This is a genomic window from Kitasatospora sp. MBT63 (assembly GCF_000710465.2).
GTDB lineage: Bacteria > Actinomycetota > Actinomycetes > Streptomycetales > Streptomycetaceae > Kitasatospora.
The window spans coordinates 16,238-28,754 of record NZ_JAIZ01000121.1 but is presented as its reverse complement, the minus strand read 5'-3'; the positions used below and the strand labels follow the sequence as shown (position 1 = coordinate 28,754).

Below are 12,517 nucleotides of genomic sequence, written 5' to 3'. Positions count from 1 at the left end.
CGGGCGAGGCGACCGAGATCGGAGTTGGTGTACATCCGCTGGTCGCCTCCTTTCGGCGATTATGGGTCGACTTCCACCGAAAACTAGTGGCTGGGGCCACCGAGGTCAAGAGGCTCACCCTGGTCGATCATCCAGGGGCGTACAGGGCCACGGTGCGATCACATCGGGAGTGCTCGTGCCCCGAATCGGCCCACGCTTGGATCGTGACGTTCCGTCCGGTCCACCGATTCGGCCGCCTCCTGGTCGGCCGGCTGCGACTGCTGGCGCGGTCCTCCGCGGCCAGAGACGTGGGGACACTGGCGCTCCGGCCCCGCTCGCGGCCGGCGGTCTCGGCCGGAGCACTCGGCGGAGCGCTCGCCCGAGGCGCGCCGGCGAGCGGACTCCTGCCCCCGCCAGCGCCCCGGGCAGACGCCGAACCTCAGCCCGCTGCCAGCGCCAGCCGAAGCGCACCGGCCGCCTCCGCCGTCGCCTCGCGGAAACGCCGGCCGACACCCAGGAAGTTGATGTACCCGTGGATGAGGTCCGGCTGGCGGCTGAGCGCGACCACCACCCCCGCGTCCACCAGCCGCTGCGCGTATGCCTCGCCCTCGTCGCGCAGCGGGTCGAAGCCTGCCGTCGCGATGTACGCGGGCGGCAGTCCGGCCAGGTCGGTGGCGAGCAGCGGCGAGAGCCGGGGATCGGTACGGTCCACGCCTTCGGGCGCGTAGTGGTCGGCGAACCAGTCCATGTGCCTGCTGGTGAGGAAGAACCCGTCGGCGAAGAGCTCACGCGAGCGCCGGTGCCTCGACGCGTCGGTGGTCGGGTAGAACAGCAGCTGGAACACCGGCATGGGCCCACCGCGCCGGGCGGCCAGCTGGGCGGTCACGGCGGCCAGGTTGCCGCCCGCACTGTCGCCGCCGACCGCGATCCGCGCCGGGTCGCTGCCGAGGTCGGCGGCCTTGGCGTGGGCGAAGTCGAAGGCGGCCAGCGCGTCGTCCACGGCCGCGGGGAAGATGTGCTCGGGAGCGAGCCGGTACTCGACGGACAGCACTCGCACGCCCGCCCGCTGGGCGAGGAACCGCGCGGTGTTGTCGTGGCTCGTCCGGGTACCGAGCACCCAGCCGCCGCCGTGGAAGAAGACCAGTAGCCCGGACGGCTCGGCGAGCCCGGCCGGCGTGTACAGGGTGGCCGGCATCTCGCCGTACTCGACGGGGATGCGGATCTCCCGCGTCGCCACCGGCTCGATCGGCGCGCCGCTCACCAGATGCCGCCCCAGATCCAGCGCCGCCCGCGAGTGCGCGACCCCGCCGGGGCTGACCAGGTGGGTGCCCGAGAGCTGCTGCAGACGCAGCAGCAACTGCGCGTCCAGCGCCAGCTCCTGGCCGTCCCGCCGCACCGGCGCGCCCGCGATCAGCCTCCGCAGCGGGCCGGGCAACGCGTAGGCCGCTTTCACGGCCGCCGCCTGGACCCGGACCTGGAACGGAATCGTCATCGTGCCTCCTGGCGCGCCCGCCGAGCAGTAGGGGTTCCCCACCGCGAACGTACCGGTTGGTAGCAACCTTGAACAGAGACTCCGCCCGCGCCCGCCTCACCCTCGCGGACCTTGAGAGGCGTGCGTCCGGCCCCATCCCCGGCTGCCGGTTCGACCCGGGTCAGCACGTCGAGACCTGCCGCTCGGCCCCCGCATACGCCGACGCCACCCGCTCACCCGCAGGCAGCTGTCGGACCTCGACCGTCACCGAGCCGCCCGGCTCGAGCCTGCACAAGAGGTCTGCGAGCACGCCGTTGGCGCCGCCCGGTGCGGCCGGGCTCTGCGTCCCCATTCTCATGTCACGCCGGTCGGCCACAGGCCCACCTACCGTGCGTGCCGCGCCTTGTGGACCGCGATCAGGTCGCGGTACCAGGTGTAGGACGCCTTCGGCGTGCGGCGCTGGGTCTCGACCAGGCCGAAGCGCTGGCGGTAGCCCTCAGGCTGTCAATTTACGACCTGGTGCGTGAAACCCGATTGCCGAGACGCCACCCAAAAGGTGGGACCACCGACGTCCTGGGAGGCGCGGGTCAGGCAGAGGCGCGCTCCAGCAGGCCGCCGCGCTTCCCAGGTGCGAACACGAGCTGCCAGCCGACTGCGGTCGCCAGCCCCCAGATCAGCCATCCGACGCCGAGATGCCGTGCGAAGACGCCGAGCGCCAACAGCAGGCGGGTTCGGGTGCGCGAACCCGCGGTAGGCGGTCGCGACCTCCGCCGGGGCGTCGATGCGCCTGAGCCGTCCCCGGGCGGCGACGCGGCCCTCACGCGACAGGTACTGGTGATTGAGGATGCTTTGTGGCGTTTGAAGTGGGTTTTGGTCGGAGCGACCAGGTCCGGCGACTTCACCTGTCCGGGACGCCTCCAGCTGGGCCAGGCCTCAGGTGTGGTTCGCGGGTCCGTGGTCGGGGCAGTCGGTCAGTGCGTTCGCGGTCAGCGCGAGGTGCTGCGTGAGTAGTTCGGCGGCGGTGTCGGCGTCACGCGCCAGCGTTGTCTCCTCCAGCCGGCGGTGTTCGGCGATGCCGTCCCGGCCCGGGGCGCGGTGCGCCGACCAGCGGCGGGCCAGCTCGCTTGCGGTCCACATCCGGTCGAAGGCCTCCAGCAGGACGGCGTTGCCGCAGCCTTCCAACAGGGTGCGGTGGAAGGCGCGGTGGGCTTCGGCCCATTCGGCGCTGTAGTACTCGCCCTCCCCTTCCGCGTACGCAGGGGTGCGGGCCAACCGGTGGTGGGTGGCCCGCACGCGGGTCTCCCAGTCGACGTCGCCGCGTTCGATGGACATGCGCAGCATGACCGGTTCGATGGTGCGTCGGGCTTCCGCGATCTCCTGCCAGCGGCGGTCGGAGAAGGCCGGAACGGCGAAGCCGCGGTTGGGGAGACGGTCGGCGAGGCCCTCGCCGACCACCCGCAGCAGCGCCTCGCGCACGACGGCCAGGCTCACGCCCTGTTCCTTGGCGAGCTCCTGCGGCTTGAGGGCGTCGCCGGGGACGTACTGTCCGCGCATGATCGCGTCGCGCAGGCGTGTGTAGACCTGCTCGGAGAGCATCGGCTTCCCCGAGGCGGCCGCGGTGTGGGTCGTCATGCCACCACCATAGACGATCTGGAAAATAATCGATTATTGCTGCTATGGTCGATTCGAAGTCGTCGCCGACATGCGGCACCGCCACCGCTGCGCGCCGGACGGCACTCGGGCGGACCCCTTCGCCGGCCGCCCGCAACCCGCTCTGAAAAGGAACGATGCAATGAGCACCAACAACCCCTTCGCCCGCCTCCCGGAGGCGGCGTCCTTCACCGTCACCAGCACGACCGTCACCGACGGCGCCGCATGGTCGGTCGAGCAGTACTCCGGCCTCTCCGGCATCCCGGGAGGGAAGGACGTCTCTCCGCAGCTGTCCTGGAGTGGCGCCCCGGAAGGCACCCGTAGCTACGCCGTCACCGTCTACGACCCCGACGCGCCAACCGGCTCCGGGTTCTGGCACTGGGCGGTCGCCGACATCCCCGCCACCGTCACCGAGCTGCCTGAAGGCGCCGGCGACGACACCGGCTCCGGCCTGCCCGAGGGCGCGTTCCAGCTGCCCAACGACGCCCGCATGGCCCGCTTCATCGGCGCCGCCCCGCCGGCCGGCCACGGCCCGCACCGCTACTTCATCGTGGTGCACGCCCTCGACGTCGACACCATCGGCGTCCCCCCCGACGCCACCCCCGCCGTCCTCGGCTTCACCATGGCCGGCCACATCCTCGGCCGCGCCGTCCTGACCGCCACCGCCGAAACCCTCGCCTGACCAGCAGCATGTCTCAACTCATCGACACCACGGAGATGTACCTGCGCACCATCCTGGAACTCGAGGAGGAAGGCGTGGTCCCCCTGCGTGCCCGCATCGCCGAGCAGCTGAACCAGAGCGGACCCACCGTCAGTCAGACCGTCGCCCGGATGGAGCGCGACGAACTGCTGCACGTCGCCCGCGACCGGCACCTGGAACTGACCGACCGGGGCCGCCGACTGGCCACACGTGTCATGCGCAAGCACCGCCTCGCCGAGTGCCTGCTCGTCGACGTGATCGGCCTGGAATGGGAACAGGCCCACACCGAAGCCTGCCGCTGGGAACACGTGATGAGCGAAGCCGTCGAACGCCGTGTCCTGCACGTGCTGCAACACCCGACCACATCCCCCTACGGCAACCCGATCCCGGGCCTGGAGGAGCTCGACAGGAAGAACACCACGGGACTGTCCCCCGGGGAGGGAACGAAGGGATTGATCAGCCTCGACGACTTCGGGCGGGCCCCGGACGGCGCGAGCGCGGTCGTACACCGCATCGGAGAGCCGATCCAGGCCGATCTCCGGCTGATGCACACCCTGCGCCGCGCCGGGGTGCAGCCCGGCGCCGTCGTACAGGTGACACCGTCGCCCGACGGCGTCACGGTCGCCACCGCACAAGGGGCCGCGGACCTCCCCGCACGGGCCGCCGCGCAAGCCGCCGCGCGTCATCGTCACCGAAGGTCCCGGCTACGCGCTGCGCCTGCCGCGAGAGCACGTGGACGTCCACCAGTTCCAGGACACCCTGGCCCGGGCCCGCCGCACCCCCGACGCGGTGACCGACCTCGGCACGGCACTCGCGGCCTGGCGCGGACCCGCCTACGCCGATGTGACCGGCTCCCCATGGGCGCAGCGCGAGCAAACCCGGTTGGAGGAGCTCAGGTTGGACGGGGTGGAACTGCGCGCCCGCATCCTCCTCGACTCCGGGGAAGGGGCGGATCTCGTCGCCGAACTGGGGGCCCATGTCGCCGAACACCCGTGGCGCGAGCCGGCCTGGGAGCTGGTTGCCCGCGCGCTGTACCGCGCGGGCCGCCGGGCCGACGCGCTGGCCGCCCTCCGCCGCGCCCGCGCGATGCTCGTCGGCCAACTCGGACTCGACCCCGGTGGCGACCTTCAGCGTCTGGAGAGGGACATCCTCAACGGGTCCGCGCGCGCCGAAGGAGCACATGCCGCGTGGACCGGCCCTGGTGTCCGGCTCGGCCCGCGCACCACCGTGGATCTGGCCCGCACCCTCGCACTGGCGGGTGGCGACGCCCTCGTCCACTCGCGGCGCGATCGCCTCGCCGCCATCGAGGCAGCGGAACGCACGGGCGACCTCTTTCTGACCGCCCGCATCATCGGCGCCTACGACGTGCCCGCCATCTGGAGCCGGGCCGATGACCCGGAGCAGTCCCGCGCCGTCGTCGCTGCTGCCGAGCGCACGCTCACCGGGCTCGGACCAGGCGGCCCCGCCGACCTGCGCGCCCGCCTCCTGGCCACGGTCGCCGTCGAGAGCCGCAGCGCCGATCTGTCCGGGACCGAGCTGGAGCACGCGCAACAGGCGGCGCGTCAGGCGGAGGAGCTGGCACGGGATCTGGCCGATCCAGCCCTGCTGGCCTTCGCCCTCAACGGGGTGTTCCTGCAGTCCTTCAGCGGCCCCGGGCTCGCGGCGGCACGGGACAGGACCGGGGCCGAGATCCTCGAGTTGTCCACCCGGCACGAGCTGCCGAACTTCGCCGTACTCGGCCGACTCGTCCGCCTGCAATCCGCCTCGGCCCTCGGCGACCTCGAGGCCGCGACCTCGCACGCCGATGCAGCCGACCGGCTCGCCGCCACCACCGAGGCGCCCCTCGTCCCCGTCCTCACCGGGTGGTTCAGGGCCCGGGCCGCGGCCGCCCGCAGCGCCGAACCCGGCGGACCGACCGCCGCCACGGCAGCGGCGCACTACCGCGCGGCCGAGGACACCCTCCGGACGGCCGGAATGCCGGGGCTGCACCGCGGCCTTCTTCCGCTCGCCCTGCTGGGACTGCGCCTGCTGCACGACCGGCCCGCGCCCACCGACCAGCACCTCGACTGGGGCCCGTACAGGCCGTGGACGCGCCCCCTCGTGCTGCTCGCCCAGGACCGGGTCGAGGAGGCCCGTGCCACCCTCGCCGCGGTGCCCGAACCACCGCGTGACCACATGCAGGAGGCCATGTGGTGCCTGACCGCCCGTGCCGCCGTACGCCTCGGCGAGCGCGGAATCGCCGCCCGCGCTGCGGCTGCCCTGCGTGATGCCTGTGCAGAACACGCCGGCGCCGCCAGCGGCATGCTGACCCTGGGCCCGGTGGCGCGGTACCTGGCAGAGGCGGAGGCATGCGCCGGAACGGGGTGAGCGACCGCCGTCCGCGAGCCCCGGGCCCGTCCGCGCTCACCTCACGGCCCGCGGGATCAGGTCGCCATGACATTCAGGGGCGTCTGTGGCCGCACGAGGCAGTCGCGACGGCCTCGGCGCCACGCGTGGTGATCCACCTGCTCAACCCTCGTGCCCGCGCGTCGCGAGGAGCTTGAGGTGATCGTGCCGGAGGACCGCGGCCCGGGCCCGCCGGCCCGATTCACCGGATGCCGGCTCGTCCGCGATCGATGTGCCGGCGCGGTCGCCGGTGCCCGGCAGGTCCTCGGCGAGCCGGCCTGCGGGTGCGCTCACCGGGCGTCGACCGGGTGAGGACGCCGAGTGTGAGCAGGGCGAGCGCCGGCAGCACGGCGACGATGATTCCCATCGGCAGGGCGTCGGTGGCGCCACCCGCGCCGGCCAGCGGAGCAAGTGCCGCGCCGAACATGAACTGGCTGAAGCCGAGCAGGGCGGCGGCCGACCCGGCGTGTCCGCCGTGGTCGGCCAGGGCCTGGGCCGCGGCGTTCGGCATGACCAGGCCCACGCTGGAGACCAGGACGAACAGGCCGATCAGGAGCATGGGCAGGGGTGCCCGGGTCAGCACCGCGCCCAGGACCGTGGTGCCACCGGCTGTCGCGCCGAGCAGACCGGCGCGCAGCAGCACGCGGGCGCCGGCCCGGGCCACCAGCCGGCCGCTGATCCGGGCGGCCGCGATGAGTCCGGCGGCGTTGACGGCGAACACGGCGCTGTACTGCTGTGGTGACAGGCCGTGGATTTCCTGCAGGACGAACGGCGAGCCGGAGATGTAGGCGAACATCGCCGCGAAGACCAGGCCGTTGGCCAGGACGTACCCGGTGAAGACCCGGTCGCCGAGCAGCTGCCCGACGACAGCCGGCAGCGGCTGGCGTGACGCGGAGGGCCGGGTCTCCGGCAGTCCTGCGGAACAGGCCGCCAGCATCACGGCGCCGAGTACGGCCAGGGCCACGAAGATCCCCGGCCAGGCCGTGACGCGCAGCAGTTGGCCGCCGAGGACCGGCGCGAACACCGGCGCCAGGCCGGTGATCAAGGTCAGTGCGGAGAAGAGACGTGCGGTGCGGGTTCCGGAGGTGCGGTCGCGGACCATGGCGTTGGCGATGACGATGCCGAACGCCCCGCCGATGCCCTGGACCAGGCGTAGGCCGACGAAGGTCCGGACGTCGGGTGCCACCGCGCAGAGCGCGCTGGCGATCGTGTAGAGGGCGAGGCCCGCCAGCAACGGACGCCGCCGGCCGTAGGTGTCGCTCAGCGGCCCGGCGATCAGCTGCCCGATGGCCAGCCCGGCCAGGCAGGCGGTGATGGTGAGCTGGGTGGCCGCGGCGCCGGCGCGCAGGTCGCCGGCGAGGTCCGGCAGTCCGGGCAGGTAGCCGTCGATGGACAGTGGTCCCAGGGCCACGAGCGCTGCGAGCAGGACGATGAATCGGGTGTGTCGGTCGGCGGCGTCGTTGCTCATGGCTCAGTACGCCACGGTGATGCGGCGGCGGATCGCAGTGCCGCTCTCGATCGTGTCGGCCAGGGCGATCGCGTAGTCGGCGTAGGAGATGCGGCTGTTGCCGTCGTCGTCGGTGAGCAGGGTGTCCCCGGCGCTGCGGTAGACCCCGGTCCGCTCGCCCGCTGCGATGACCGCGGCGGGCGACACGTACGTCCAGTCGAGGTCGTGCACGCCGCGGTAGAGGTCGAGCGCTTCGGACTGGGCCTGGGCGTTGGCCTTCCACAGCGCGGGGAAGTCCGGGTCGTCCATGACCCGGGCGCCGGTGGGCGTGCGCAGGCTGCCGGCACCGCCGATGGTGACCAGGCGGGTGACGCCGGCTCGGCGGAGTCCGTCGATCAGCGCACGGGCGGCACCGACGATCGTGGCGCGGTCGTCCTCCTGGCCGATCCGGGGGCCGACGGCCGACAGTACGGCGTCGTGGGAGGCGGCGAGGCCGGCGACCGCGGCGGCGTCGGTGACGTCACCGGTGGTCACGGTCAGGGCCTTGTGCTCGAGTCCGTCGACGTGGCCGGCCCGGGTGACCGCGGTGACGGTGTGGCCGCGCCGCAGCAGTTCCTCGGTGGTGGGCCGGCCGATGTTGCCGCCGGCACCGAACAGGACGATCTTCATGTGTTGCTCCTTGTTTCCGATGGTTTCTGATGTTTTCTGATGGTCAGAGGACGGGCCGGCCGTCGGCGATGATGGCCGCGGTGATGCCGCGCTCGTCGGCGGCGTGCTGGAAGCGCCGCTCGATGTCGGGTTGCTCGGTGTAGAACGGCGGGTTGTGGAACAGGCCGTAGTGCATGGCGCAGACGGTGCGGGCGCCCAGGGCGACGGCGGCCTCGACGCCCTGCTCGGGGGTCATGGTCGCCGGGACGTTGGCCGCGTAGCCCTCGAAGTGGGCGATGACGCCGTTGACCGGGACGAACGCGACGTCGAACGGGCCGTGGTCGCGGGCGATCTGCCACCAGCTGCCGTGCCACTGGGTGTCGCCGCAGTGGATGATCCGCCGGCCGGCTCCTTCGACGACCCAGGCGACCTGGTCGCAGTCGTTGCCGCGCCAGTCCAGCGAGGTCACCGGGGTGACGGTCAGCCCTCCGATGCGGCGTGAGCGGCCCAGGTGCTGGGCGACGGGGGTGATGCCCGCCTCCTGCAGCGCCGCCGCGCTCGGGGTGTGGCAGCCGATCGTGCCGGTGGCCGCGATCCGGGCGATCAGGTCGTGGTCGTAGTGGTCGGGGTGCAGGTGGGTGATGAGGGCGTGGGTGCCGGGCGGGGTGTCGACCGGGTCGACCGGCCGGTGCGGCGGCCCCATCACCGGCGCCAGCGGAGCGACGTTCTCGAGCGGGTCGATCAGCAGGCGGGTGTCGCCGAGACGGATCTCGACGCCGGCCCAGGCGAGCCGACGAACGGAAAGGGTGGTGGTCATGGGCAGCGACGCTAGACCGACGTTGTTGAGAAAGTCAACAAGAGAGTTTTGAATCTCAATGCCGCGAGGTAGGGTGGTGGCATGCGCACCTACGGGCAGTACTGCGGCATCGCGAAAGCACTGGACACCATCGGCGACCGATGGACCCTGCTGATCGTCCGTGAACTGCTCGCCCTGGGTCCGTGCCGGCACACCGACCTGCGCAACGGGCTGCCCGGGATCGCCAGCAACCTGCTGGTCGACCGGCTCCGCGAACTCGAGGAAGCCGGCCTGATCCACCGCAAGGCCGCCCCGCCGCCGGTGGCCACCACCCTGTTCTCCCTCACCGAGCGTGGCCGCGCACTGGAACCGGTGCTGCAAGAACTGAGCCGATGGGGAATTCCGCTGCTGCGTGAGCCGGCCGGCAGCGACACCTTCCGCACCCACTGGCTGGACATGCCCGCCCGGGCACTCACCGACCACCGCCCCGACCAGCCGGCAATCGCCCTCCAACTGCACGCCGACGGCAACGAAGACCTGGTCATCGAAGTCAAGGACGGCTCGGTGCACACCCACGCCGGCCGGGTCGACCACCCCACCGCATCCCTGACCGGACCACCGCACCTGCTGGCCGCGACCCTGCTCGGCGACCTCGATCTGAGCACCGCGGTACAGCAAGGCCTGCGGCTCAGCGGCGAACGCGAGGCAGTACTGCGCATCCTGCCCCGCTGAACGACCGGCCGCTTGCGAGTCTGCGACCTCAAGCTCTACCGAGTCTGCGCCGGTCTCAAAGGCGGTCCTTTGCTGTGCGCAGCGGGATGGCGTGGCCGCAGGCGACGGCGGGGGCGCGGCGCGATGGCGCTCGCGCTGCTGGCGGGCGTGCTGGTCGGCGTCGGGGGCCGGGCCGTCCGCGATCGCGGTCCGGTGGGCGGTGGCGTCCTGGCGCATCCGGCGGCTCAGCTCCTGGCAGATGTGGTGAGCGGGGGCCGGGTCGGCCGCGTGGGTGGGCCGGTCGTCGGGGCCCTGGTCGGGCTGCACCACGGGGCGGGGCCGACGCGGACGTCGACGGCCGTCGTGGTGCCGGGCCGCAGCTGCTCGAGGGCAGCGAGGATGCGGCGCACGCTGAGGCGCAGCTGGGCGGGGAGTCGGCGAGCACGCGCAGGCGGCGGGTGGTCGGGTCGTAGCCGGCGAGGTGCCAGTGGGCAGCAGCCTCGGCACTGACAATCGTGGGCCAGTGGCCGCGCAGGCCCCCGCCGGCGATGCCGAGGGTCCAGCCGTGGGCGGCGACCAGGGCGAGGAAAACGTCCGCGACCGGCATCTGCTCCCGCGGCCGCACGGCGCGTCCGTCCGTCCGTCCGGACGGACGGTGCGGGTGCGATGGGACGGGGCCTTGCCGTTCGTGCGGGCGGCCTGGCGGGCGGCGAGCAGGACGATGTGGCCGAGGTCGGTGACTGCGGTCATCAGCGGCTCCCGGCGAGCTCGCGCTCACGGCCGCGAGCGGCCAGCTGCTCGCGCAGGCTGATGCCCTCGGGGTCCGCGGTCATCCAGGCCGGGACCGTGACCGGTGGCAGCCCGGCACCGTCGATCGCCTTGGGAACCTTGAGCAGGGCGGGCTGGTCCACCAGCAGCGACGTACGCTGGCCGCACGGCGGCACGGCCCACATATGCCGGTCACAGTACGCCGAACGCTGCTCCTCGACCGGGCCGGGGTGGCCGTGGATGGCCGCCGGCACCGGGCCCGGGTGGCGGCTCGGTGTGATCCTGGTCCTGCTCACGCTCGGCCTGACGGCGGATCGCGGCCCGGTGCTGGGCACCCTCGACATGGTAGGCGCAGGTCTGCCACTCCCCGCCCGGTCCAGGTCGGCGCCGACCTCGCTGTCGGCAACCCGAAAGCGCGGACATGCCTGAGGGCACCCCCGTGACTACAGGTTGCCGACGGTCCAGCGGGAAAGCTGGTCTCCGGCAGTGGTGGTAAGCCAGGTTCCGTCGCCGAGAGCGAGCGGGTCGGGGCCGGGAACGGCCGGGTAGGTGAGTTCGGTGAGCAGGGTGAGGGTCTGCGGGTCGAGGAGGACGTGGCGGGAGGTTTCCGCGAAGTCGTGTTCGGCGACCGCGGCGATGACGGCGGTGTCGGAGAGGAAGCCGGGGCGGTTGACGAGACGGTCGTCGCCGGAGCCGGGGATGTCCGTGATGGCGATCGACGCGGCGGCCTGCCACGTTCCGTCGCCGGTGAGGGCGTGGAGTTGGAGGCGGGTGCCGGCGCGCTCGAGGGTGATCAGGCGGTCGCCGTCGGGATTGATACCGGCGAGGAGTTCGTCGGGGCGGGCGGCGGGTGCGACGTTGAGTTTCCCGCCTGTGCAAGCGACGGCGTAGGAGAGGGCGTCCTCCTGTCCCTGGCCGGCCGACAACAGCAACGCCCCGTCGGCTGTCGGCCGGCCGTGGAAGGTGTAGGTCGCCGACGCTGCGGTGAGGGCGACCCGGTCGGCCACCTCCCCGTTCCGCGCGTCGACGGCGATGCACAGGTCACCGTCGTACGAGCCGTTCGCGTTCACAGGACCGGGGATGGTGGAGAGCACGTAGCGCTCGTCGGGGGTGGCAGCGCACGCCCCGTCGCCGGACCCTCCGCTGCTCCACGGGGTGTGCTCCACGGTCCACAGCCGCCGGCCGGCGGTGTCGACGGCCGTCAGTGCCGCGTCCCCGCTCACGAACACCAGCGAGCCGTCGGCGTTCGGGCAGGCGTAGCCGTGCTCGGCGAACGGTGCGGGGAAGACGCGATGCCGTCGTCGAAGACCTGGTCGGCCTCGGGGCGGATGCGGTGGGCGGCGATGCTGTCGCCGTCGCGGGTGACGATCCACGCGGTCCTGCCGCGGGGCTGCCATCCGTCCGGCCAGCCGAGAGCGTCCTGCACTCCGGGGACGGTGGCGTGGGCGGTCGGGCGTGCGGGGGTGGTCACCGGTGCATATCTCCCTGTTGTGTGACGGTTCGCCACCCAGTCTCCCACCAGTGTGCCGCGGCCGGGGTGGTGCGGCCGCGGCACAGCAGGTGTCAGGGGAGCCAGGTGAACAGGCGGCGGTGTGTTCCGCGTTCGCGCGGGAAGTACCACTCCCCGTCGCCGACCATGCGTCCGCCGCTGCCGCGGATGAGGGGCGCGCAGTGGTCGGTGCACACGCTGCGCGATGCGCCGCCCTGGAGCGGCCGCCAGGCGGAGTATCCGCTACGGCCTGGGCCTGACGAGCACGCCGCTGTCGTGCGGCGGCGTGTACTGGGGCCACGGCGGCACCATCCCGGGGTACCGGACCCGAGGGGGCGTCACCGGGGACGGCCGCGCCGTCAACATCGCGGTGACCACCATCCCGACCGGCGCGGCCGCTCAGCACCAGGCGGCGGCCGTGGACGCCCTGTGCCGCTGAACCGCGGACTGAACCGGCCCTGGCCGTCCCATCG

At 72.8% G+C, this 12,517-nt stretch carries 11 protein-coding genes and 2 pseudogenes; 5 read left to right on the top strand and 8 right to left on the bottom strand.

The features are described from left to right. Positions 1-418: 418 nt before the first annotated feature. Both AA75_RS08235 and AA75_RS08225 read right to left on the bottom strand, forming a co-directional pair. Positions 419-1,471: an alpha/beta hydrolase gene (locus AA75_RS08235; protein ID WP_033819155.1), complete on the bottom strand. Its 1,053-nt coding sequence runs from the start codon at positions 1,469-1,471 to the stop codon at positions 419-421. A 912-nt stretch (positions 1,472-2,383) separates the two neighbouring features. Further along, positions 2,384-3,082 (bottom strand): GntR family transcriptional regulator, encoded by a 699-nt coding sequence (locus AA75_RS08225; protein WP_033819153.1) that lies wholly within the window; start codon positions 3,080-3,082, stop codon positions 2,384-2,386. Positions 3,083-3,242: 160 nt separating this feature from the next. On the opposite strand from AA75_RS08225, the gene AA75_RS08220 reads away from it, so the two are divergent. The 3 genes and pseudogenes from AA75_RS08220 to AA75_RS51695 all read left to right on the top strand — a co-directional run bounded on the left by AA75_RS08220 (position 3,243) and on the right by AA75_RS51695 (position 6,167). Beyond that, positions 3,243-3,782 (top strand): YbhB/YbcL family Raf kinase inhibitor-like protein, encoded by a 540-nt coding sequence (locus AA75_RS08220; protein ID WP_033819152.1) that lies wholly within the window; start codon positions 3,243-3,245, stop codon positions 3,780-3,782. Positions 3,783-3,790: 8 nt separating this feature from the next. Then, positions 3,791-4,468: pseudogene (locus tag AA75_RS51700) on the top strand (metal-dependent transcriptional regulator); the annotation flags it as partial. A gap of 16 nt (positions 4,469-4,484) precedes the next feature. Next, positions 4,485-6,167, top strand: coding sequence for an AfsR/SARP family transcriptional regulator (locus tag AA75_RS51695; RefSeq protein WP_233288965.1), 1,683 nt, complete (start codon positions 4,485-4,487; stop codon positions 6,165-6,167). A 220-nt stretch (positions 6,168-6,387) separates the two neighbouring features. Here the strand turns inward: AA75_RS51695 and AA75_RS08210 are convergent, their stop codons facing one another. Genes AA75_RS08210 through AA75_RS08200 form a run of 3 tightly spaced genes read right to left on the bottom strand, consistent with a single transcriptional unit; the run spans position 6,388 to position 9,097 of the window. Continuing rightward, the gene (locus tag AA75_RS08210; protein WP_063794303.1) at positions 6,388-7,653 is read right to left on the bottom strand and encodes a multidrug effflux MFS transporter; all 1,266 of its coding nucleotides are present in this window, start codon (positions 7,651-7,653) and stop codon (positions 6,388-6,390) included. Positions 7,654-7,656: 3 nt separating this feature from the next. Beyond that, complete coding sequence (locus tag AA75_RS08205) at positions 7,657-8,301, bottom strand: NAD(P)-dependent oxidoreductase (RefSeq protein ID WP_033819151.1); 645 nt, start codon at positions 8,299-8,301, stop codon at positions 7,657-7,659. A gap of 43 nt (positions 8,302-8,344) precedes the next feature. Next, on the bottom strand, positions 8,345-9,097 hold the full coding sequence (locus AA75_RS08200) for an MBL fold metallo-hydrolase (protein WP_033819150.1): 753 nt from the start codon (positions 9,095-9,097) through the stop codon (positions 8,345-8,347). Between the two features lie 81 nt (positions 9,098-9,178). Between AA75_RS08200 and AA75_RS08195 the strand changes: the two genes are divergently transcribed. Next, positions 9,179-9,808, top strand: coding sequence for a helix-turn-helix domain-containing protein (locus AA75_RS08195; protein WP_033819149.1), 630 nt, complete (start codon positions 9,179-9,181; stop codon positions 9,806-9,808). Between the two features lie 728 nt (positions 9,809-10,536). Here the strand turns inward: AA75_RS08195 and AA75_RS47160 are convergent. The 3 genes from AA75_RS47160 to AA75_RS08175 form a co-directional block, all read right to left on the bottom strand. Then, positions 10,537-10,890, bottom strand: coding sequence for a hypothetical protein (locus AA75_RS47160; protein ID WP_149038015.1), 354 nt, complete (start codon positions 10,888-10,890; stop codon positions 10,537-10,539). Positions 10,891-10,998: 108 nt separating this feature from the next. After that, a complete protein-coding gene (locus tag AA75_RS08180; RefSeq protein ID WP_033819146.1) occupies positions 10,999-11,778 on the bottom strand; it encodes a hypothetical protein in 780 nt (259 codons plus the stop codon). Continuing rightward, positions 11,775-12,026, bottom strand: coding sequence for a hypothetical protein (locus AA75_RS08175; RefSeq protein WP_033819145.1), 252 nt, complete (start codon positions 12,024-12,026; stop codon positions 11,775-11,777). The genes AA75_RS08180 and AA75_RS08175 overlap by 4 nt, the downstream gene beginning before the upstream one ends. Positions 12,027-12,285: 259 nt before the next feature. Here AA75_RS08175 and AA75_RS45300 point away from each other — a divergent pair. Then, a pseudogene (locus tag AA75_RS45300) lies at positions 12,286-12,483 on the top strand (serine hydrolase); the annotation flags it as partial. Positions 12,484-12,517 lie beyond the last annotated feature (34 nt).

Bases quoted from the DNA above. Each gene is read 5' to 3' on its own strand.
- AA75_RS08195 (WP_033819149.1), top strand. From the start codon at position 9,179: ATGCGCACCTACGGGCAGTACTGCGGCATCGCGAAAGCACTGGACACC.
- AA75_RS08220 (WP_033819152.1), top strand. From the start codon at position 3,243: ATGAGCACCAACAACCCCTTCGCCCGCCTCCCGGAGGCGGCGTCCTTC.
- AA75_RS08205 (WP_033819151.1), bottom strand. From the start codon at position 8,301: ATGAAGATCGTCCTGTTCGGTGCCGGCGGCAACATCGGCCGGCCCACC.
- AA75_RS08225 (WP_033819153.1), bottom strand. From the start codon at position 3,082: ATGACGACCCACACCGCGGCCGCCTCGGGGAAGCCGATGCTCTCCGAG.
- AA75_RS08200 (WP_033819150.1), bottom strand. From the start codon at position 9,097: ATGACCACCACCCTTTCCGTTCGTCGGCTCGCCTGGGCCGGCGTCGAG.
- AA75_RS08235 (WP_033819155.1), bottom strand. From the start codon at position 1,471: ATGACGATTCCGTTCCAGGTCCGGGTCCAGGCGGCGGCCGTGAAAGCG.
- AA75_RS08210 (WP_063794303.1), bottom strand. From the start codon at position 7,653: ATGAGCAACGACGCCGCCGACCGACACACCCGATTCATCGTCCTGCTC.